General features: G+C 63.4%; 18 protein-coding genes and 3 pseudogenes. 11 read left to right on the plus strand and 10 right to left on the minus strand.

Translation table 11 applies throughout. The annotated features are described in order from the left end of the window. Positions 1 to 367: 367 nt before the first annotated feature. Positions 368 to 625 (plus strand): hypothetical protein, encoded by a 258-nt coding sequence (locus ASG52_RS28770; RefSeq protein ID WP_082552539.1) that lies wholly within the window; start codon positions 368 to 370, stop codon positions 623 to 625. Between the two features lie 138 nt (positions 626 to 763). Here the strand turns inward: ASG52_RS28770 and ASG52_RS12850 are convergent. Together ASG52_RS12850 and ASG52_RS28335 are read right to left on the minus strand one after the other, a co-directional pair. After that, positions 764 to 1,693: pseudogene (locus ASG52_RS12850) on the minus strand (LysR family transcriptional regulator); the annotation flags it as partial. An 858-nt stretch (positions 1,694 to 2,551) separates the two neighbouring features. Beyond that, a pseudogene (locus ASG52_RS28335) lies at positions 2,552 to 2,737 on the minus strand (hypothetical protein); the annotation flags it as partial. 185 nt (positions 2,738 to 2,922) lie between these two features. Between ASG52_RS28335 and ASG52_RS26325 the strand changes: the two are divergent. Together ASG52_RS26325 and ASG52_RS27165 are read left to right on the plus strand one after the other, a co-directional pair. After that, positions 2,923 to 3,222: a response regulator gene (locus tag ASG52_RS26325; RefSeq protein ID WP_286159033.1), complete on the plus strand. Its 300-nt coding sequence runs from the start codon at positions 2,923 to 2,925 to the stop codon at positions 3,220 to 3,222. Between the two features lie 258 nt (positions 3,223 to 3,480). Beyond that, positions 3,481 to 3,849, plus strand: a complete 369-nt coding sequence (locus tag ASG52_RS27165) for a hypothetical protein (protein ID WP_156383934.1) — start codon at positions 3,481 to 3,483, stop codon at positions 3,847 to 3,849. A gap of 665 nt (positions 3,850 to 4,514) precedes the next feature. On the opposite strand, the gene ASG52_RS12870 is transcribed toward ASG52_RS27165, so the two are convergent. Then, entirely contained in the window at positions 4,515 to 4,793 is a 279-nt protein-coding gene (locus ASG52_RS12870; RefSeq protein WP_056243559.1) for a DUF6894 family protein, read from the minus strand. A 128-nt stretch (positions 4,794 to 4,921) separates the two neighbouring features. Between ASG52_RS12870 and ASG52_RS12875 the strand changes: the two genes are divergently transcribed. Further along, complete coding sequence (locus tag ASG52_RS12875) at positions 4,922 to 5,110, plus strand: hypothetical protein (RefSeq protein ID WP_056243561.1); 189 nt, start codon at positions 4,922 to 4,924, stop codon at positions 5,108 to 5,110. A gap of 317 nt (positions 5,111 to 5,427) precedes the next feature. On the opposite strand, the gene ASG52_RS12880 is transcribed toward ASG52_RS12875, so the two are convergent. Then, positions 5,428 to 5,760 carry a hypothetical protein gene (locus tag ASG52_RS12880; RefSeq protein ID WP_056243563.1) on the minus strand — a complete coding sequence of 111 codons (333 nt, stop codon included), beginning with the start codon at positions 5,758 to 5,760 and terminating at the stop codon, positions 5,428 to 5,430. Between the two features lie 607 nt (positions 5,761 to 6,367). Here ASG52_RS12880 and ASG52_RS12885 point away from each other — a divergent pair. From ASG52_RS12885 to ASG52_RS26330, 3 genes are all read left to right on the plus strand, one after another. Beyond that, positions 6,368 to 6,643 carry a hypothetical protein gene (locus tag ASG52_RS12885; RefSeq protein WP_056243566.1) on the plus strand — a complete coding sequence of 92 codons (276 nt, stop codon included), beginning with the start codon at positions 6,368 to 6,370 and terminating at the stop codon, positions 6,641 to 6,643. A 640-nt stretch (positions 6,644 to 7,283) separates the two neighbouring features. After that, entirely contained in the window at positions 7,284 to 8,375 is a 1,092-nt protein-coding gene (locus tag ASG52_RS12890; protein ID WP_286159032.1) for a helix-turn-helix transcriptional regulator, read from the plus strand. Positions 8,376 to 8,521: 146 nt separating this feature from the next. After that, a complete protein-coding gene (locus tag ASG52_RS26330) occupies positions 8,522 to 8,740 on the plus strand; it encodes a hypothetical protein (RefSeq protein WP_082552533.1) in 219 nt (72 codons plus the stop codon). A gap of 58 nt (positions 8,741 to 8,798) precedes the next feature. Here the strand turns inward: ASG52_RS26330 and ASG52_RS26335 are convergent, their stop codons facing one another. Both ASG52_RS26335 and ASG52_RS12900 read right to left on the minus strand, forming a co-directional pair. After that, complete coding sequence (locus ASG52_RS26335) at positions 8,799 to 9,866, minus strand: Hint domain-containing protein (RefSeq protein ID WP_502691059.1); 1,068 nt, start codon at positions 9,864 to 9,866, stop codon at positions 8,799 to 8,801. Positions 9,867 to 10,386: 520 nt separating this feature from the next. Next, positions 10,387 to 10,950 (minus strand): hypothetical protein, encoded by a 564-nt coding sequence (locus tag ASG52_RS12900; RefSeq protein ID WP_056243569.1) that lies wholly within the window; start codon positions 10,948 to 10,950, stop codon positions 10,387 to 10,389. Positions 10,951 to 11,121: 171 nt separating this feature from the next. Here ASG52_RS12900 and ASG52_RS28340 point away from each other — a divergent pair, with 171 nt between their 5' ends. Continuing rightward, on the plus strand, positions 11,122 to 11,193 hold the full coding sequence (locus tag ASG52_RS28340; protein WP_286159034.1) for a DUF4113 domain-containing protein: 72 nt from the start codon (positions 11,122 to 11,124) through the stop codon (positions 11,191 to 11,193). 15 nt (positions 11,194 to 11,208) lie between these two features. Here the strand turns inward: ASG52_RS28340 and ASG52_RS12905 are convergent, their stop codons facing one another. Next, positions 11,209 to 14,592 carry a calcium-binding protein gene (locus ASG52_RS12905; protein WP_162250002.1) on the minus strand — a complete coding sequence of 1,128 codons (3,384 nt, stop codon included), beginning with the start codon at positions 14,590 to 14,592 and terminating at the stop codon, positions 11,209 to 11,211. Positions 14,593 to 14,740: 148 nt separating this feature from the next. On the opposite strand from ASG52_RS12905, the pseudogene ASG52_RS12910 reads away from it, so the two are divergent. The 3 genes and pseudogenes from ASG52_RS12910 (at position 14,741) to ASG52_RS12920 (ending at position 17,769) form a co-directional block, all read left to right on the plus strand. After that, positions 14,741 to 15,485: pseudogene (locus ASG52_RS12910) on the plus strand (SOS response-associated peptidase). Between the two features lie 168 nt (positions 15,486 to 15,653). Further along, positions 15,654 to 16,157: an SRPBCC family protein gene (locus tag ASG52_RS12915; protein ID WP_056243573.1), complete on the plus strand. Its 504-nt coding sequence runs from the start codon at positions 15,654 to 15,656 to the stop codon at positions 16,155 to 16,157. Positions 16,158 to 16,686: 529 nt separating this feature from the next. Then, positions 16,687 to 17,769, plus strand: a complete 1,083-nt coding sequence (locus ASG52_RS12920) for a patatin-like phospholipase family protein (RefSeq protein ID WP_056243575.1) — start codon at positions 16,687 to 16,689, stop codon at positions 17,767 to 17,769. 235 nt (positions 17,770 to 18,004) lie between these two features. On the opposite strand, the gene ASG52_RS28055 is transcribed toward ASG52_RS12920, so the two are convergent. The 3 genes from ASG52_RS28055 to ASG52_RS12935 form a co-directional block, all read right to left on the minus strand. Further along, on the minus strand, positions 18,005 to 18,349 hold the full coding sequence (locus ASG52_RS28055; protein WP_210170411.1) for a hypothetical protein: 345 nt from the start codon (positions 18,347 to 18,349) through the stop codon (positions 18,005 to 18,007). A gap of 349 nt (positions 18,350 to 18,698) precedes the next feature. Further along, positions 18,699 to 19,022 (minus strand): hypothetical protein, encoded by a 324-nt coding sequence (locus tag ASG52_RS12930; RefSeq protein ID WP_056243579.1) that lies wholly within the window; start codon positions 19,020 to 19,022, stop codon positions 18,699 to 18,701. A gap of 145 nt (positions 19,023 to 19,167) precedes the next feature. Beyond that, positions 19,168 to 19,935, minus strand: a complete 768-nt coding sequence (locus ASG52_RS12935) for a lysozyme family protein (RefSeq protein WP_056243581.1) — start codon at positions 19,933 to 19,935, stop codon at positions 19,168 to 19,170. Between the last annotated feature and the right edge of the window lie 31 nt (positions 19,936 to 19,966).

Raw genomic sequence — 19,966 nt, forward strand, 5'->3', positions numbered from 1 at the left:
TTGTTGCCCCCTTGTTATGGGGCAAAGATGGGTCAGGCGCTGTACCGAGACCTGACTTCGATCCTTACAATTTTAGCGGTTCCCTCGCTCACGAAGATTTTTCGCGTTTCAGTTGCGGTATGATTAGCGCTCCATGAATGAGTATCAAAAGCGTTTTGGTATGAATGATGAGGACTCAAACGATTGTTGTACTCACGGCGCCATTCGGCAGTTTGGACGGCTCCGGAGCGTTAGGCAGGATGAGGGCGGCGCCTGTTAGTGCGGCCAGAAGCCAGCYTTTCGATCCATCGTCAGACGGGCACGAGGTAGGATCGACGGCTTGCTGGCCAGCCTTGGTAGCGCCGGGATCGCGGTGGCAGAATGCGCAATGGAAAAGCGCCTCTCACCCGTCTGCGAGATTAAGGTCGATGGCGCGTGGCTACGTGTTCCAGCCAACGAGGCGCATCGAGCCCATCGGGACAAGCCGAAGCGATGCCCGAGCTGCCACGGCACGGTCATCACCGCAGGCAGCTACACGAGTGAGCCCAGGATCAGCCTGCAGCATCGTAAGCTGCACGACGGTTGCCGGCTCATACCGCGCCGATTCAGCGGGACAGAGACCCTGGACCCTGAAGCTCTGACATAGGGGATTGGGGGCCTGCCGGCGATTGCGGTGCGGCCAACCGTTGGACTGCGAAATCGATGAAGCTGCGCACTTTGGCCGGCAGCAGCCGCGAGGTCGTCACGATGTAGAGCGGCCCACCATCGTCACGAAGAAAGGCGNACCCTGAAGCTCTGACATAGGGGATTGGGGGCCTGCCGGCGATTGCGGTGCGGCCAACCGTTGGACTGCGAAATCGATGAAGCTGCGCACTTTGGCCGGCAGCAGCCGCGAGGTCGTCACGATGTAGAGCGGCGTCGGCTGGAGCGTCCAATCCGCCATCACCTGCTCCAGGACGCCGCTGGCGAGATCTGCCTGGACGCTGCTCAAGCTCGCGGCGAACAGCCCGTAGCCCGCGAGCGCAAAGGTGCGCTTCAGGTTCGGCGAGTTGCAGGTGATCCGGCCCGAGACCGCGATCGAGGCAGTCTCGTCCCCACGGACGAACGACCAGTTCGTCGGATGCCCGTCGACGAGGACGTTGTGGTCGGAAAGATCGGGCGGGCTCATTGGCCGGCCCCAATCCTCCAGATAGGACGGAGCGGCGAAGATGCCTTTGGCGAGTTCGGACACCTTGCGCACGATCAGGGAGGTTTCACGCGGCGCCTCCAAGGCAAGCGCCAGATCATAACGCTCGTCCATAAGGTCGGCCGGCCCGTGTCCGACCCCGAGATGAAGCCGGACATGTTCGTTGGATTTGGTGAAATCCGAGGCGATCGCCGCTATGTGCTCCTGCATCCCGCAATCGGTGGGCACGGCGATCTTGAGCAGGCCACTCGGCCCCTTCGATTCGGCCATGATGTCGTCGTAGGCCTGCTGCGCCTCCTCAACGAGGCGCATCGCCTGGGCGAAATAGGCCTCGCCGTAGGAGGTCAGCGTCAGGCGGCGCGTGGTGCGGTCGAGCAGACGCAGGCCGATTGCCGTTTCGAACACTGTGATCCGGCGGGACAGCGAGGAGACCGGTATCTCCAGGGCGAGAGCGGCTCGACTGAAACTTCGATGCTTGGCCACTTCGACGAACAGGGCCATGTCGCGCAAGACTTGGGGATGGGGCATGCCTGAGCGATCTACTCCTGATGCTTGCGAGCCGAAACGAAGATAGCGCGCTCCTTCCAGCACCGCCTCTTCTAGATTTGTTCCAAACTAGCACACGTTTTGTACGCTATCAGACAGCCTAATTGCTTTCGGATCGCGCGTAGAGAACGCTAGCACAAACCGTAGGTGCGTTTTAATAAGCTAATAATTTGAGTTGAAAATCGAGAAGCATTTTTTCAAGTTCGGGAGCAATCACACCTGAGATCCACTGATCGCGAGTATGTGCACGCGGAGAATGCTGATGCGGGATGGATATGCACATCCGAGCCTTGACCTAGGGCGCGAGTTCCAGTCAACAAATGACGATCAATAAGAGCGTGCCTTTTGTTGTCACAGACACAGTTTTATGAGCCTAAACTGCTGATCTATCTTAGATATTTGCGGGTCGCGTTTGGTACGCCGACGCACTTCGCGGGAGCGATGCCGTGTATCAGAACTGCCCTAAGAGCGCAGACGTCTTGTTCGCCGCTGCCGATGCCACCTGGCGATCTGAAGCAGCCCGTCTGCTCGGTCTAAGCCCCGATGATCCGCATTTGGCGCATCATCCAGAAGCATAGGGGAGCTCCGATAGCCTTTTGCGTATCGCCTACGATGCGCGTCAGCGGGCGCTTACTGAGTGGGAGGCGTCCCGCGCGAAGCCGATAGAAGCTGCATGATGCTCACNCCGATAGCCTTTTGCGTATCGCCTACGATGCGCGTCAGCGGGCGCTTACTGAGTGGGAGGCGTCCCGCGCGAAGCCGATAGAAGCTGCATGATGCTCACCAGCGCGGGCGCTGACTGCCACGTTTGCCTCGTTCGCGAGCAACCAATTCGTCCCCTCAGCCGTAGGGCCCGCGAAACAGGTCGCCGAGCGCTTTACGCCTGAACACCGTCAACCACCGCCGTCGAACGTGCTCCGGCCGGTCGTGGATCATATGGCAGCGCTGGCACCACGTTGCGAGGCTGGTCGGGGCATTGTCGGCTGTGTCGTGGTTCCGGTGTGCGGTGGTGAGCACCAACCGCGTCGTCCCGGTTTGGTCGCGCAATCCCCAGCTTGGCTGTCTGAGTTCCATCCGGTTCTGGAACGTCACTTCTCACGGAGGCGTAAGCAACCGCAGACGTTTCCGACCATTCCCATCAAATGACAAATGCTCGCCCCGTTGCCGTACTCGCCGAAGATGAGGCCATCCTCCGCATCGCTGCAGCGGATATGCTCGAAGAACTCGGATTCGATGTGATCGAAACCTGCGACGCCGCCGAAGCTTTGACGAAGCTCGAAAGCGTCGAAGGCATCAGTCTGCTCTATACAGATATCCGAATGCCGGGACTGATTGACGGGTGTGATCTTGCCAAAGCCTGCGCCGAGCGCTGGCCGGATAGCCGCATCATCGTCTGCTCCGGGTGCCATCCGTGTGAGAGGGCTCGCCTCCCGTCGAGTGCCCACTTCATCGCGAAACCCTGTGCCGAGAAGCAGGTCCGCACCGTCCTCAGAGCACTCCGCCTCCATTGATCCATACGGACGAACCGGACAAACCGGACACCTGTCCGGGTCATCCACCCGTCCGCCGCCGGACGGACAGGACAAGGACACTAGGAGTGTCCTGTCTGTCCGGTCTCGGATGTCCATTCAGTCCGCACTCAGTTAAACTCTGGGCGGCAACCCTAAAGGCCCTCGACCCCGCTTGGCATACGGCCGAGATTTCAACATTTAGCTCGTATTGTGATCAAAAACATGTTTATTTACCGTTTCAAAAAGAGGTTCTAACAAATGATTATCGGCCGTATTAAGGTAATAATATCTGGCATCCGGAGGCGGTATCTTGCGGATAAACAAAACGAAGAAAAATTTATGCAAATCGAGCGTGGTATGCATCCCAATGCATCAACCTTCGCGAACTCAAAATTCGAAGGGGATTACACCACAGCCTGTGCAATTTTAAGAAAGCAATTGAATCAAATTTTCCCGGACAGTTATCATGCCCGAACGCAGGCTGGATACAATCCTTCGCACGATTATAGTGCATCGCACAGCGACGCAATCAATGATTCGTCCGCTGCAATTGCTCGTTCTTTGCGCGCGGGCGACGAGATTGAGCAAGCAGTCAGGTTGGGCGCGCTTGCCATCGGCCTTCGATGAATGGGCCGCAGCCGTCGCAATTTGATAAGGCTGATGCTGCTTCCGGCTTGAGCCAGACGTGATCCCACCCGTTCAGCTCGACGCTGCCGATGAGGTCGTGCCGCATGGCGCTGGCGAGGGCGCGAGTGAACGCCTTGCGCTTGGCGTCGGCCCACTTCTCCTCGTCGTCGCTCTCGGCGGGGTAGAGGCCCTCAATCTGTCGCAAGAGTGCTGACGCCGGACAAAAAAACACCAATGCCGCCGGGGAGCATGTCCATATGAGCAACTTGCAAGGGAAAAGACGAATCAGAAGCTGCCATCCTGCCTCGATTTCAAGGCGTCCGGGGCGATTTATTCACTAAGTCAGATCGGGAATTACATTGGGCGAGCGGGCTCCCGTCTATCAATTGAGTACGCCCTTGCCCGACCTCCGCCGCTCAGCCATCCGCCGGACAATCGGCAGCGTGGCGCGGAAAGCCTCCCGGTCAATTATCTTCCCGGCCGGGTCCGTCACGACGACATTTGTGTAGCCAGCTTCAACCCAGTCATCAGCGAGGCAAAGGGCGCTCGCGGCAGCGATACGGGTTTCCGACCGCGATCCCCGCTGGCTGTTCGCTGAGATCGTGTAAGCGGGTTGTCGAACTTTCATGCGGGCGCATATAGGTCCGGACGGTTCGTCGGCAAACCTATGTTATATACCGTACCTTTTCTGGACTGTGGTCTACCCTGTTCCGATTTAACCTCTTGGCCTGGATCGTTAATTCGGTGCGGTAAACCTCCGTCCCAGCCTCGTTACGAACGACCACAGCCATCTGCCGCTCGTCTTGCCCAGCGGCTCCGAGGCGGGCGACATCGAGCATGACGCGCAATGCCGCGATGGCTGCGGTCTCATCGTCGGCGAGTTCCATGCCGTCCTCATCTTCGGTGCAGGTCTCAGCTTCGATGTCGAAGAAGTAGCGAGGCATTCGGTCCGGGCTCCCAGGGCGTTGGGCTACAGCCCTAACTCTGAGACAATCCGTCGGTTTCGCTTGGGCGGTCACTTTGGCGTGCGTCCGTTTCGGGCCTACATTCCCCGCCAACGGAGGCCGCAGTCATGACCGACACAGTGACGAAGCCGAAGGCCAAGCCCCCCGGTAATAAGGTCGAGCGGTTAGACCCGGCCGAGCAACGCCGCCGGTTCGAAGAACTGTCCCGCGAGCTAGGGACGGACAACGGGGAGACGCTGGACCGGGTGTTCGGGAAGATCGCGCCGCCTAAGAACAAGAAGGCTGCCGAGGGCTAGTAAGCGCAGCCATCTGTGCTCCCGCCGGCAAGCGCAAGCAGTTGCCCGCGAGCTTCCAAAGCGCGGATGCGTTGGGAGCGGGCGAGATGGAGCAGGGCATCCGCGGCGCGCTTGTCGCCCTGCCGGCGAAGCCTGTTGATAGCCGGATCAAGACGATCGGCGCGATCTTCCAGCGCCACAATGAGCGCCGCGTGGTTGAGCATTGAATCGCGAGCCGAGCCTTGCATGCGGGCAATTTAATTGCCCACGTCTCAGTGTCTACGGACTATAGGTTGCGGCGCATGGGTACGTGAAGTGGAATATCGCCCTTGTTTTAGCTACCTGCCTTCAACGCGGCATGAGAGCGGCGTGTCGATCGGACAGGAGGCGGGTGGCTCCCGGTAGATGCGAACGCGGGGCGGCTCCTCGCCATCCTCAAGCGCACTTCGACGCTCTTCCTCAGCGTGCTCCCAACTCCATTCGTCGTCGTGCTCCCCGTCGAGGACGACACCGGCCCGGCAGCCCCAACCGTACTGCCGCGCGATCTGCGCCTGCTCGTAGCTGACGGTGAAATACCCGAACTCGTGCAGTTCCAGGTCTCGGCACAGGATCTGGCCGTCAGGCGTGGCGATATCGCCCGGCTTCAGATCGTTCGGCTGCGTCGATGTCATGGCCCACTCCCACGCGATGCGATCTGCACGATCATACCTATCCGTAGGGACCGCGAAACAGGCCGCCTAGCGCCTTCCGCAACGCCGCGAGAAGAAGCGCGCGGATCATGGTGGGTCTCTCGATGTGGGAGGGGTGCGCGGGGGTCTGGCCAGCGGCGGGATCAAAAGAATATCATTTGCAATAGTGTCGGCTTGAGCTTCGCCGAAGCTTGGGCCACAAGACATGAGCTGCTGCACCAAGCCCGATCCGACCTGGAGCGGTAGCCAGCGAGCCGGCGCGGCGCCCCCTCGACGCTCGGCTTGCTGTCCTTAGGCCTCGCTCACGCCCGAACGCGCCCCGGAAATCGTCGTCGGCAGCGTATGCGGGGCGGGCAGCAGAACGTCGGCCGGCCTTAAGCTTAGACCCGGCGCTCACGCTCCTCTGAGCCTTCAGCGCCCTCCACCGCCGCAGCACGTCATGTTCGCAGGCAAGCTGGCGGACTTAATCCGGCTACCTATGTGCGTGGGGGCACGTCACGCCGAATGAGCCGTACCCATATCAGTCTGACGCAAGACGACAAGATGCCGGATCGGCCGGTATCACCGCGTAAGGAGTTGTTTAAGCCTCATGAAGACCCGTATTGCCGCCGTCATCGCCGCTGTTGTTCTCGGCGTTGCTGCTCCGGCCTCGTCCGCGCTGGCTTTCGACTATGGCGCTACCAAGGGACGCTACATCTCGACGATGCCCTACGACGTGACGACCACAGGCTCCATCAACGGCTCCGCCGGCCCGACCTACGCCTACCCGAGCTGCCCGCAGAGTTCGGCTTCCGAGGGCAACGCCGACCAGCAGCACTTCCCGGTCAAGCAGTACGGCCAGACCTCGGGCGGCTACCGCTGCTAATCGGCAACCGGGTGATGGATAGCTTGATGTTGAAGGCGTTCTCACACGGCATGATCGGCGTGTTCGCCTGCGGCGTCGCCATGACGGTCGCTGGTTCTGCCAACGTGCTCATGGGCCTCTGACGGCGCCGTACGCGACGCAATAGTTGCAGCGTAGTTTTGGACGGCGGGGTGCAGGCTCCGCCGTTTCTGCGTTTCGGGTGTGCCCGATGCAGCACACACGGCGTCCGTTTCGATATCTTATCCCCAATTTGGGGGATGCAAATCGGCTCATGACTTGCGACCGGCGGATCATCGCCGGGGAATTTGTATGAAATCGGACCAAACCAATCCTGCTCGGCAGCCTCTTGGCCGGCACGATGCCTGGATTGCCAGGCGTTCGCCCGCCACGGCCAGGGCCATCTCAGCGGCGCGTCGGAAAGCAGAGCGGCGAGCCGCACAATCCTCGGGCTCCGCGGAAAAGGCCAAGCCGACGAGCTGACACAGGTTCGACCACGATCCCGATGGGCGCCCTGGACGCCTGCACCGCACGCTGATGACGCGGAGCAATAGTGCCGGCACGTACTGTCTGGGTGCGCCTTTCGGAACGGAGGGTCGTTCGAACGATCGAGATGCCGTTGATGCCTGCCCCGGATGAAGCGTTGATCGATACGATCTACGAGGCCGCTCACATCCCTGAGCTTTGGCCGACGTTGCTGGACCGGCTATCCGATATGACGGACGCGTGGGGCGGCATGCTGTTCACCGTCACGCCCGAGGCCACACGCTGGACTGCCTCTCAGCAAACCACGGATTTCTTCGCACAATTCCTGGCCGACGGCTGGATGGCCAAAAACCCGCTCGTCGAGCGAGGCGTGCGCCGCGACCATGCCGGCTTCCTGACCGACCTCGACCTGTTCACCCACGATGAGCTCGATGCCGAACCCATGTACGCGTACATGCGCCGGATCGGTGGGGGCTGGCATCTCGGGACGGCCATCGCCGTGCCGAACGGCGACACCCTCGTCGTCAACATTGAGCGTCGCCACGTGCAGGGGGCCTTCCGGCGCGATCAGGCCGAACACCTCGACCTCTACCGGCCGCACCTCGCCCGTGCCGCCCTGCTAGCCGCGCGCTATACCCAGAGCCGTTACGAGGCGACCGTGGGCGACCTCGAAGCCCTCGGCCTCGCCGCGGCGGCCGTGTCGCTCAGGGGCAGCTTGCTTGCCTGCAACGTCCGCTTCGAGGCGCTGATGCCGACGCTGGTTCAGGACGGGCCTGGTGGGCTTGCTGTGGTTCACCAGGCGGCTCAAGCGCAGGTGCAGGACTACCTAGCGCGCACTCGCTCGGCGCCTGACACTGCCACGGGCGCGTCGATACCGATCCCAGCCGAGCCAGGGCGTGGGCCTGCAATCCTCCATCTGGTGCCGGTGAGCGGCACCGCGCGAGACGTCTTTGCCCGCACGGCTTGCCTCGTCGTCATTACGACGGCCGAGATGGACCGGATGCCGAGCGCCGGACTCGTCCAAGGGCTGTTCGACCTGACGCCGGCCGAGGCGCGCGTCGCTCGTGACATCGCTCGCGGCCTCGGCGTACCCGAGGTCGCGGTACAGGCTGGCGTATTGGACAGCACGGTCCGTACTCAACTGAAGGCGGTCTTCGCGAAGACCGGCACTTCGCGGCAGTCGGAACTCGCTGCCTTACTCAACGGCATAAGTCCGGTTCGACCGAACGGTCATGAGGAAGCGTTGTAGACCGAACGGCGACGCAACAGCCTTGCACCGGCACACATAGGCAAGCACCGAGCGGCTTAAGTGCTCCGCGCGATCGACAACGCCAGATCGGAACTCTGCCTGCAGCTACCCCTTCCTCCATCGAAGTGAACCGAGGATGGTGTGCCATGTCCGAAGACCACAGCGTGAAGACCCAGGCCGTCGGCTCCCAACCACCTGGCCGACCGCTGGGCGAGGGGAACGCACCTGAGATGCCATCGCCCGCCGGGCCGCACTCACCCGGCACGGTGAAACCGAAGAAGGCCGGGCCAGAGGCTGGCGGCTACGAGCAGAATTTACCCGACAGCTCGACGGACAATGCGAAGGGCGGTTACGGCGCGGGCTGAGAGGAGCCCTACGACGACCTGATCTAACCGGGTCGCGGCGGGGCAATCTGTTTCCAGTTCAGGCCTGCCGGCGCTCCGCCAGATGGACCACATCGGCTGTCTCGCCAGGCCCGACCCAGCGTGACAGCGCCGGGCCTGCCAGCGTCACCCGCAGGAAAAACGAGCCCTTGCAGCCGTCCCACAGGGCAGCGGGGAGCACCGCGGAGCCGTTCGTCCAGCGCGCGCCGCCATTGACGCCGTGGAAGCCCTTGCCCAGGCGAGCGTCATCCAGGGCAACTTCGCGGGCTCCGGTCAGGCCGTCGTCGATCGACAGGGCTGCGAGCGCCACGCCGAGGCGGCGGTCGTCCGACGAGCCCGGAACGACATGAGCCGGCACGCTCGTCTGCGAGACGAGCCGAACATCGCGGGCGTCAGCCGGGACGACGAAGCGGGCCGTGAGACCCTGAACATCGGGGCGGATCGCGAGGCCGTCGGCAACGAGGTGAAGGCCGGCGAACGTCTCCTCGACCTTGTGCCATCCGAGCGCCACGGCGCGTTCCTCAAGCCGGGCACGGACCAGATCGACCACTGCGCCTGCCTCGTGGAACGGACGGCAGAACGGCAGCGTGCCTTCCGGCCGGGCGTCGGGGACGGCCAGTAGGTCAGTCGCCTCGGCATTGGCGAAGAAGCGGCGATTACCGCAGTCGAGATAGCTTTCAGCGGGCAGGCCTTCGGCGATGAGGATATCGTGGCTTTCCAATTCGACGTGCCAGTAGGTGACCTCTTCCACATCCACCTGCGTGATCGTGGTGCCGTTGGTCAGCCGGCAGGCCGGGATCAGCACTTCGCCAAGGACATCGACTGCGATGGCGTGGGCGGGCGAGACGAACAGATCGCGCTCCGGGCGGCCCTCGCCGAAGGCATTGGCGGCGATGCGCACTGGTAGGGCGGCACGCCTGCCGTGGCACTTCAGCACTCGATGTCCGATCCAGCGGATCGGGAGGTGCGCGCCAGCAGCCGTGACGATGCGATCGCCGGCGGACAACGACTCAATCGGGCGATCACCCTTGGGGGTGCGGATCAGAGTTCCAGAGGAAAAGCAAACTGCATCATAAGTCTGCCGCTGAAGGGTTACGGTATCATTCAAGGCGTACGAATTATTTGAGTAAAGGTAATAATTCCCTGAGCTTTTGGAAAATATACCCTGATTGTTGCTCAGCCTCCCAAGGTATGAATAAGCCTCTTGGAACGAGCCTACACGAAATGTATCATTTTCTATGTCGCCGAGACGTGTCAGGTTATCGCCCGCCCCGTCTGAGAATTCTGTAATTTGGTATTTATTATCAAATTTTTCGACCACCTTGTACTGACTGTTGCCTATCGAGACTAGGCGATGGCCTTCGAGTGGCGCTGTCGATGGGGCGGGTCCAGATGACATATTGTTTAATCTCTGACCTACAACATTCGGTGTCTAATGTTCGTCCGCACGATCAGAACGGAGGTTGCGAATGCCTATCACGCGACACTCTGGGAGGCCGTTATAAATCCATCGCAGACCTCACGAAGCGTGGAGCTTCGAAGTTTTAACAGTGGGGCGTGACTACTATGCAACCATGAATGCACGCTAGAATTGCACTGCCAGAGCCTTGCGACTGATAAGGCCGGGCTCAGCGCGCTCCCATACCCCCGCCACGCTGCTGCAGCAGCGACCGAAGCACCGCATCGGCCATGGGCGTCTCGGTGCCGCGCTCGACGAGGCGACGGATGCGCTCGACGCTACTGGGAGCGGACAGGATGTCCGCCAGCGTCGCGTTGTTGCGGCCAAGATAGGCCCGGCGCGTCGCGTTGCCCGCGTTCGCCAGGAGCGAGCGACCGCCGGTACGCAGGGCCGTCAGCGCCTGCTGCGGCAACGTCTCGCCGCCGACTTCCGCCCGGTACTGCGCGTTGAAGTCGGTCGGACTGCCCTGCGGCTTGCGCGTGCCGGTCGCGCGGAACACGTCGATCATATCGCCCACAGCCTGTGGCGCCGCCGGGCGCTGCAGAGCCGCCATGACCGCGCGCAGGTCGCGCTCCTGCTGATCCGTGCCGGCGATGTCCTTGGCGAATCGCGCCCCGCCGCCCTGTGCCTCACCGCCCACAAGCCACGTCATGCTGGCGTCGGCTTGATCCGCGAGGCGCTGACGGAGGAGCTGCGCGGCGCCGTCGCTGTCCTCGCGTGCGAGCCGGGCCACGAGGTCCGCGGCCTCACGGTCGCCGCCGGCCCGCGGCCTGCGCGGCAGCAGCGCATCGCCCGCCGCCTCCGTCGTCTGCGCCCACGAAATCGACCCGATGGCGCCGCGGCGCCGTAGTGGCGGCGCGCTGACCTGGCGCGACAGCGGCGCGGCTGGGCGACGAAGTTCGAGATGCGGACGCCTCGGTACACCACGCGGGTGGACGAACTGCCAACAGCGCGGGGTGAGGGGCGCCCCGAGTGAGCGCCCATGATTGCCTCAGGCCGCAAAGAAGTCGGCTGCCGTCAGCGCCACCTTCGTGTCGATGGTGGCGAACTGAACCGCCGCCTTCGACCCGTTGCCATCGGAGTCGTAGGACAGAGCGCCCGTGGTCTTGTTGTAGAGGATGCGGTCGTCGGCATCGATCTTTGCACCGGCCACGCTCAGATCCTTGAACGCCGAGGCCGCGAGCGTCCCTCCCGAGAGGGCGGTGAAGATGCTCTTCGAGAGCTGGATCGTGTCGTCCGCGGCCGAGAAGTCGGTGATGCGATCGACGTTGCCCGCGCCGAGCGCCGTCGCGAACACGAAGGTGTCCTTGCCGGACAAGCCCGTGAGCGTGTCGTTGCCGAGGCCGCCGTTGAGCACGTTGGCGCCGACATTGCCCTTCAGGTTGTTGGCGATGGAGTTGCCGGTGCCGTTGAGGTTGCCCGTCCCGATGAACACCATGTTCTCCAGTTCGGAGCCTCCGAGCGAGAACGAGACGGAGGCGTGGACCGTGTCGATGCCGGCGGCGCCGTTGGTCTCGACCGCCCGGTCGCCGACGTTGTCGACAGTGTAGGTGTCCGAACCTGCCCCGCCGATCATCGTGTCGGCCCCGGCGCCGCCGTTGAGGACGTTGGCTGCGCCGTTGCCCGTGAGCGTGTTGGCGAGCGCGTTGCCGGTGCCCTTGACGGCGGCGGTGCCGGTGAGCGTGAGGTTCTCGACGTTGGCCACCAACGTGTAGCTGATGGCGGACCGCACGGTGTCGATGCCGGCATTGACCGCCTCGACGACGACGTCCCCGGCGTTGTCGACGGCGTAGGTGTCGTTGCCGAGCCCTCCCGTGAGCGTGTCGGCGCCCCCGGCTCCGTCGAGGACATTGTTTCCGGCATCGCCCGTGATCACGTCAGCGAAGGCCGATCCCTTCACATTCTCGACACCCAGGATCACGTCGGGAAGTCGGTAGGTGTAGGCTTGGGTCGTCGCGTTGTCGGCGCCGAGACCCGCAACGATGCCGAGGAAGGCGGAACTCGCTACCGCATCGACGGAGCAGCCCTCCTTCGTCATCAGACCGAGAAACGATTCGATATAGTCCGCGGAGGCATCACCACCGTCGTTCTCCCACCAGTGCAGCAGCGAGACGGTGACGCCTGCACCCGAGGCGTTGTAATCCACCGTGTCGGCCCCATCGCCGCCGAAGATCAGATCGAAGCCTGCGCCACCATCGAGGCGGTCGTTGCCGCTGCCGCCTTCGAGGACGTCGGTATCGCGGCCGCCGATCAGGTTGTCGTTACCGGCACCGCCAACAAGGCAGTCCTGGCCGTCGCCACCGTCGAGCCGGTCGTTGTCCTCATCGCCGAACAGGTCGTCGTGCCCGGCCTGGCCATACAGCACATCGTCGCCGCAGCCGCCTTCGAGGCGGTCGTCGTAGGTCTTCTCAGGAGTCTGCCCTACGGGCACGGTGGGATCGCAGCAGACATTGGGATTGACGTCGGCGGTCGGCCTCAGGTCGCCAGTCCCGGCGGGCACCTTCGAAGTCGGATCCGCCTCGCCCCAGATCGTGTCGTTGCCGTCGCAGCCTACCAGGCGATCGTCCCCGTCGCGGCCCTCAATGACGTTGTCGCCCTCGTCGCCCCGGATCACATCGGCGAAGGCCGAGCCGACCACGCCCTCGACGTTGACATAAACGTCGCCATCCGACTCCGCGTTGGGCACCGTGGCACCGTCGATCACGGCGAGCCCGCCCTGACCGGAGAGCAGGTCGACAGAAATTGATGTCTTGGCATCACGGTAGGAAACGACATCGAAGCCGATGCCGCCATCCATGACGTCGCTACCCTCGCCGCCGATCAGGATGTCGCGGAAGGCGTAGGCGTAGTAGGCGGGCGCCATCGACAGATCGATGTCCCAGTTGCCATCGCCGACGAGGATGTCGTTGCCGCTGCCGCCGTCGAGGATGTCGTTTCCGGAACTGCCTTCGACTGCGTCGTCGCCGTCATCGGCGAAGACGGTGAAGTTGTAGGTCCCCTTCCCGTAAGCGGTCGGCGGCCCGTAGAGGCTGCTGAACCCCACGATCTCGTCGCCGAACTCTGAGCCGAACGCGCCCTGGTCGAGGCTGATGTTGTCGAAGGTGTCTTGGACTGCCGAACCCACCACCGCTTCGCCGTTCGCATCGACGAAGCGCGCGCCGGGGCCGAAGACCGGCCCGAGGTTGATCTTGAGGTGCTGCCCGTTCGTGAACAGGTTTCCGTCAATGATGCCGCGATAATCGACGAAGTCGAGACCGCCGCCGCCGATGATAGTGTTCTTGCCAATTCCTCCGGCAAAAATCTCGTTCTTGGCCGAGCCCGACATCCGGTCATCGAAGTTCGTACCCTGGTACTGCTCGATGTTCCTGAGAATGTTGAGTTCCTGGCGCAATTCGCCGGTGTCGAAGGCGTTGTTGCTGTTGGCGTCGTACCAGACCTCGTAGAGCGCCACGCCGTCGCCGGGTTTCAGTTGCCCGGCTGGCAGGTTAAAGACTGCGGCGAGCTGCGTCGCGCGGGCACCGTAGGCGATCTCGAACGGCGCCATCACGCCGGACGGGGCGGTGCCGGTCGGCAACACCTTGTAGCCAGGGAGGAAGCTCGTGGCTGCGAAGTAGCCGTCGATGCCGCCGCGGCCGTCATAGACATCGACGACGCTGTTGCCGTTGGCGCCGACGAAATCCCCGTGGGCGAAAGTGTTCCGGTTGGCGTCGCCGCTAATGCTGTCGGAAAGGCTGGTGCCGACCACGCCCTCGATGTTGGTGATGGTCGCGAGCTTGTGGATCTCCGACGACAGGCTTGCATCTTTGTAGCGCAGATCGAGCGTGTGGTTCTGCAGATCGACAGTCAGGCCCCAGCTTGCGCCAACCTGCGCGCTGACGAGCGTGCCGATAAGACCCTGGACGACGTCAAAGCCGTAGCCGCCGTCGATCGTGTCCTTCTCGTAGGACGCGGAGAACGCGCCGGTGTAGTCATAGAACCAGAACGGGACGAAGACATCATCACCGTTCCCACCATACGACCAGTCGCTTCCGAGGCCACCAAACAGGAAGTCGTTGCCGTTTCCGCCGTACAGCCGGTCGTTGCCATCGATTCCGTACAGGAGATCGTCGCCATTGAGGCCGGAAACATAGTCACCGGCTCTCGATCCCTGGATGGTATTGGCGTTAGAGTTTCCCGTATAAACTGCCATGACTGCCGCCCTATCGATTGTGCAAGCGAGAAGGGCCGTCCCTGCTCGGATCAGTACGTTCTTACGGCGAGTCCCATCCCGAGAAAATCGATGAAATCTACGAAATCCGATATGTTGCGATGTGGATACAGTTTCGCGAGGCAGACTCTCGGATATCGTACGGGACGCGCCATCCGTTCCGTGCATTAACGACGGATTCAGATTGCATTCGAAGCCGGCCCGACCCGAGATCGTCGGGCACGGCACCCGACCTACCCAATCTGGTGCCGATCTTGATGTAGCCGCGTCGGGTCGACCACAGCAAAAACTGAACGCTTCTGCTACGGTCGCACCCATGTGCAACCTCTACAGCCTGACAAAGAGTCAGGACGAAATTCGGCGCGCGTTCCGGATCGATGCCGACCGTACCGGCAACCTGCCGCCGCTGCGCGGCATCTTCCCCAACACCGCCGCCCCGATCGTCCACGTCGCGGACGGGCAGCGCGTGCCGTGGCTCCGAGCCCTGCGGCAGGAGAGGCCCCGTGACCACCATCTTCCCCAACACCGCCGCCCCGATCGTCCACGTCGCGGACGGGCAGCGCGTGCTCTCGATGTACCGCTGGGGCATGCCCTCGCCGGCCTTCGCGCTGGAGGGTAAACGGGTCGATCCGGGCGTCACCAACGTGCGCAACACCGGATCGCCGCATTGGCGCCGCTGGCTCGACCCGGAGCACCGCTGCCTCGTGCCGGTCTCCTCGTTCAGCGAGTTCAACAAGGCGGCCGGCGGTGACATCTGGTTCGCCCTGAACGAGGAGCGTCCGCTCGCCTGCTTCGCCGGGATCAGGAGCGAGGGCTGGACCTCGGTGCGCAAGCTCAAGGACGGCGAGACGACGGACGACCTCTACGCCTTCCTGACCTGCCCGCCGAACGCCGAGGTGGGCGCGGTGCATCCCAAGGCGATGCCGGTGATCCTGACGTCGGAGGAGGAGCGCGAGACGTGGCTGCGCGCGCCGTGGTCGGAGGCGAAGGCGCTGCAGCGCCCGCTCCCGGACGGCACGCTCATGGTGGTGGGGCGCGGCGCGAAGCACGACGGACTATAAGGCTCGGGCAATGACGAGGTGGTCACATCATGTTGCGAGCGATCTACCGGACGGTCGGCATCTTGGCAGCGTGGGCGGGATCGTCGGCGGTCGGACATGCGATTGAGGTGACCGAACCCTCAATATCGCGGCCTCGCCATCTGCCGTCTGGNACGAGGTGGTCACATCATGTTGCGAGCGATCTACCGGACGGTCGGCATCTTGGCAGCGTGGGCGGGATCGTCGGCGGTCGGACATGCGATTGAGGTGACCCGAACCCTCAATATCGCGGCCTCGCCATCTGCCGTCTGGGCTGTCACGGGAGATTTCTGCTCGATCCAGCGCTGGCACCCTCAGGTCGAGACGTGCAGCCTATCGAACAATAGCGATGACGACGGCAGGCTAGTTCCATTCCGCAGCCTTGCAGTTGCCAACGGCCTAGGAACGATCGTCGAAGTCGAGACCGGCCGCGACGACGAGCAGATGACCTACAGCTATGCCTTCGTCCAAGGCCCGCTCCCGGTGAGGGCCTACAACGCGACGCTGAGGGTGCAGCCGGACGGGGCGAACGCGACGGTGATCTGGACGGCGACCTTCGACGCCCATGGCATGACTGAGGGCGAAGCCAAGGCCGACATCGAAGGCGTCTACGACGAGGGTCTTGCCGGTATCGCCAGAGAGGTCGCACGATAGATCCTGGCATCCTCGACCAACGCCACTCTCGGCAGGGAGGGTCCGGTGGGGAGATGACGCTGCGGCGCGCTCTCCAGTATCCCTGCCTAGGCTGAGGCTCCCAGCCGCAGGCACGGCGAACGATCCGCCCGCAGGGTAAGCAGCCCGCGCTTCCACTCGGCGGCCGCAGGCGGGAGGTCGGCGAACGTCGTCTCGGCTTGCTGCATCGCGTCCGGTCATCGCGAGGGGAGCTGTACCGAAGCCCGGTCTCCATGCACACGAGCACCTACACGCGGACGACCCTTTACCCGCTTCCGACCGTCGGCGGGGCCGCACCGCAGCCGCCTTCCTGGGCACGTCACCAAATCCAACGCGCGGCTGATCGAGCGCCCGACACGTCCGCTGACGCCGGACCGCGCATCAATCCTGAAACAAAGGCCGGATGGCGAACCGGTGCGGGATCCGACCCGAGAAGCTATGCGGGCCTGGGGGACACCAACGCTGTTGCCGGGCTTATGGACACAGAAGCCTTTAACGCATGGATGCAGGGATGCCGGACACCACACGGGAATTGGCCATGGTTTTCGCCGGCGGCAATGCCGTGGGCGCCTACCATGCCGGTGCCTACGAGGCGCTGCACGACCACGGCCTTCGACCGGACTGGGTTGTCGGCGCCTCGATCGGCGCGGTGACTGCTGCCATCATTGCGGGCAACGCGCCCGAGGACAGAATCGCCAAGCTCGCCGAGTTTTGGAATGAGGCCACCCAGGGCACAGGTTCGAGCCCAACCGCGCTACTCAAGCCACGTCAGATCTACAACGGCTTGCATGCCCTCCTGACGCTCGCCTGGGGGCGCCCGAGTATCTTCCGGCATCGCCTGCCGGGACTATGGTCGGCTCTTCCCTGGATGCCAGACGACGTTGCCCTGTTCGACAACACCCCTCTGCTGCGAACCCTGGAACGGCTCGTCGACTTCGAGCGGCTCAACCGAGGAGGCACTCGTCTGACGGTCAGTTGTGTCGACGTCGAAACCGGGGAAGAGGTTTACTTCGACACCGCTCGTAAAGTAATCAGGCCGGAGCATATCCTCGCCAGCACCGCGATCCTTCCCGCCTTCCCGCCAGTTGAGTTGGACGGGCGCGTATTGTGCGATGCGGGCTACACGAACAATCTCCCGCTCGATCCGGTCTTCACAGAGGAGCGGGACACGGATCTCCTCTGCATCGCTTCAGACCTATTTTCCTTGCGCGCGCCGCGTCCCGCCTCCCTCGATGCGGTCCTGGAGCGGGCGAACGATCTGATCTTCGCCAGCGCACCACGTCGGGCGATTGCAGGGTTCAGGCGCGAATATGAGTTGCGACAACGGCTCGATCCCAAGGCGCCAGCGGTGACGCTTCTACATCTCGTTTACCAAGCGGGTGCCGACGAGCTCGCGGCGAAAAGCTTCGACTTCTCGCCTTCCTCGATCCGCGACCGCTGGGCAGCGGGCAGCCGCGACACGGTTCGGGGCCTGGAGCTGTTGGCGTCAGGCAAGGCTGGCAACAATTCCTTCGACTACCGCACACTTCCCAACAGCCTCAGGGCTGATGAGGCCGTGGACAGGATAACCTCTCCAAAACGACACTCCCCATAAGCGAACGGCGAGCCTTCGGCGTCGTCGGGGAAGCGCTGGAGTGTGTAGGGCTCGCCGCAGGCTACCCCGACGAAATACCCATCCGCGAGCGCGAACGCCCCGCCGAGCGTCACCACCACCGGCAGCCGTTGCCACCGCCGGGCCGGGCCCGACCGATACCGCAGACGCTCTGGGTACGTGCGATCGACCTCGGCGAGGTAGCGGTCGAAGGCGGGGCCAGGTGGTTCGAGGTCGCTCACGGCTTTCGCGTCACCATCAGCAGCTGCCGCCGCACCTCAGCATGCCGGACGCTTAGTGCGATCCTGTCGTTCGCCTCGACCGCCTCGTAGATCGCGCGCGCAGTCGTCTCCCTGAGACCGAGGCCTTCAGCGAAGTTGATAAGGCTGCGCAACTCGGCTTCGCGGTCGGTACTAAATGGCATGCACTCTGCCCCTGCGGCTCCAAAAGTGTCCGGCAGGCCTACCAGATCGTCGCCGCTTCCATATCGAGCCCAATCTGCAAAACACCCTTCACCTGTTGAAGCTCTACCTCGGCACCCAAATTTGGCATCGCGATCTGCGGGCTTGAAAATCATCGCCATTCCATTGCAATTTCGGAAGGTGCTTTTCTGCGCTCACTATAATTTGACCGTCGCAATTATTGGATCGCAACGATCGTCAGCTTCGATGTTTATGGTCGGCTAGATGGCGCGAGCGAGAGGCTAATGGTCAAAATTGCAGCAGGCGCGGCCATCCTGTGCCTGATAGGCTTCGGGCTCGGCGCTGGGCTCACCAAGCTCGTTGACCAACAAACCGCGCTCGGCACAGCGGGCGAGGCATCTGCCCCGTCGTCGATGCGCCACAGTTCGCAGATGCAGGCGCCCTAAGCCGAACAGCTCGTAGACCGACCGCCGCGGCATGTTTGAAGAGCTGGAACGTCACCCGCGCACCCTAAGTAGGTCGCCCCGGCACTCGACCACCCTCGACGACCTCCAGCGTCCGAAGGATCGCATTCGCAGTTGCGTCGGCATCGATGCGGCCCTCGTCGGTGGCGACGAAGAAGGCCACGGCCTCAATGTTGTTCCCAGTAGCGGGGCCGACCACGACCTTGAGCACGAGCCCCTCGGGTCCGCTCGCGTCCTCGATCAGGGCAACGAGATGGCCCGCGGCCTGCCCGTAGACGTGGAGCGGTTGGTAGCCGTCCTCGTAGGCCGGAGGCTCGGCGCTGGTCGGTTGCTGACGGCCCCCGAATGAGTGGCGGATGACGTTGTCCATGGCGTTCACGGCGGTCCGGAGGGCGCTGAGTGGCCTATTCTGCGGACCCTTATGGCGAGGAAGAGCCGGGCGAAAGGCGTTCTTACTCGACAACGGTTGTGTCTCTGCCGATGGGAGACATCGGCTCAACGGGTTTGCCTGGCGCCTATCGCCTACCCTGAAGCAGTGCGTAGAACCTCCGGGCATCGAACCGGGCTGGCGCTTGGGGCGGCGCAGATAGGGTCGAGCCGAGTGCGGCAGGCTCTACCGCGGCTGGGGCCGAAGCTGCGGACGCCTGCCCCGACGAGGGACCAGTGACGGCAGCCATGAGCCGGGAGAGGTAGCCACCGCCCGCGGCCTCCGGCTGTGCCGCCGACGGCGTTGCAGCGACGGGAGCCGCCGCGGCCGAAGCCTCGACACCACCGAACCCGAACCGACCCGAGCGCGCAGGAGCCGCGCCCGGCATCGTCATCACGGGCGCCGCAGAGCCGACCTTTCGGGCTGCCCACCCCGTCAGGTCACCCGCCGACATCGGCTGCATGAAGCGATTGGCCGCGAGCGCGTTCGCCGGAAGCACCTGGGCGAGCGGCGTGCTCGGATCAGCCGTCAGGACGGATCGCGCCCCGGCCGGGCCGACGACGTGCGAGAGGTAGCGCGTACCGTCGTTGTCCGGCAGGCCCGCGGACCGGAGCTTGGCCCCGTTTTCGGCCGCGTAGTGCCCGACCATCTCGCGCGAGAGCGTCGGATCGTTGCGAAGCGCCAGCACGTCAGCGCGCGGCATCCCGGCCAGATCGGGCCGGTATCGCCCCACCATGTCGAGCCATGTGCCTTCGATGAACTGCCCCGCCCCGGTCGCCGACGAGTTCGGGTTCTTCGCCGTGGCGTTGCCGTTGCTCTCAACGCCGATGATCCGATCCGACAGCAGCCCCGCCATGGTCGTCCCTACCCATTGCCCCGAGCCATCG

Origin of the sequence: Methylobacterium sp. Leaf456 (genome assembly GCF_001425465.1) — a bacterium.
Classification (GTDB): domain Bacteria; phylum Pseudomonadota; class Alphaproteobacteria; order Rhizobiales; family Beijerinckiaceae; genus Methylobacterium.

Coding starts and splice junctions, on each gene's coding strand:
- ASG52_RS28770 (WP_082552539.1), top strand. CDS start 368: ATGGAAAAGCGCCTCTCACCCGTCTGCGAGATTAAGGTCGATGGCGCG.
- ASG52_RS26325 (WP_286159033.1), top strand. CDS start 2,923: ATGCTCGAAGAACTCGGATTCGATGTGATCGAAACCTGCGACGCCGCC.
- ASG52_RS27165 (WP_156383934.1), top strand. CDS start 3,481: ATGATTATCGGCCGTATTAAGGTAATAATATCTGGCATCCGGAGGCGG.
- ASG52_RS12870 (WP_056243559.1), bottom strand. CDS start 4,793: ATGCCTCGCTACTTCTTCGACATCGAAGCTGAGACCTGCACCGAAGAT.
- ASG52_RS12875 (WP_056243561.1), top strand. CDS start 4,922: ATGACCGACACAGTGACGAAGCCGAAGGCCAAGCCCCCCGGTAATAAG.
- ASG52_RS12880 (WP_056243563.1), bottom strand. CDS start 5,760: ATGACATCGACGCAGCCGAACGATCTGAAGCCGGGCGATATCGCCACG.
- ASG52_RS12885 (WP_056243566.1), top strand. CDS start 6,368: ATGAAGACCCGTATTGCCGCCGTCATCGCCGCTGTTGTTCTCGGCGTT.
- ASG52_RS26330 (WP_082552533.1), top strand. CDS start 8,522: ATGTCCGAAGACCACAGCGTGAAGACCCAGGCCGTCGGCTCCCAACCA.
- ASG52_RS12905 (WP_162250002.1), bottom strand. CDS start 14,592: ATGCACGGAACGGATGGCGCGTCCCGTACGATATCCGAGAGTCTGCCT.
- ASG52_RS12915 (WP_056243573.1), top strand. CDS start 15,654: ATGTTGCGAGCGATCTACCGGACGGTCGGCATCTTGGCAGCGTGGGCG.
- ASG52_RS12920 (WP_056243575.1), top strand. CDS start 16,687: ATGCCGGACACCACACGGGAATTGGCCATGGTTTTCGCCGGCGGCAAT.
- ASG52_RS28055 (WP_210170411.1), bottom strand. CDS start 18,349: ATGGCGATGATTTTCAAGCCCGCAGATCGCGATGCCAAATTTGGGTGC.
- ASG52_RS12930 (WP_056243579.1), bottom strand. CDS start 19,022: ATGGACAACGTCATCCGCCACTCATTCGGGGGCCGTCAGCAACCGACC.
- ASG52_RS12935 (WP_056243581.1), bottom strand. CDS start 19,935: ATGGCGGGGCTGCTGTCGGATCGGATCATCGGCGTTGAGAGCAACGGC.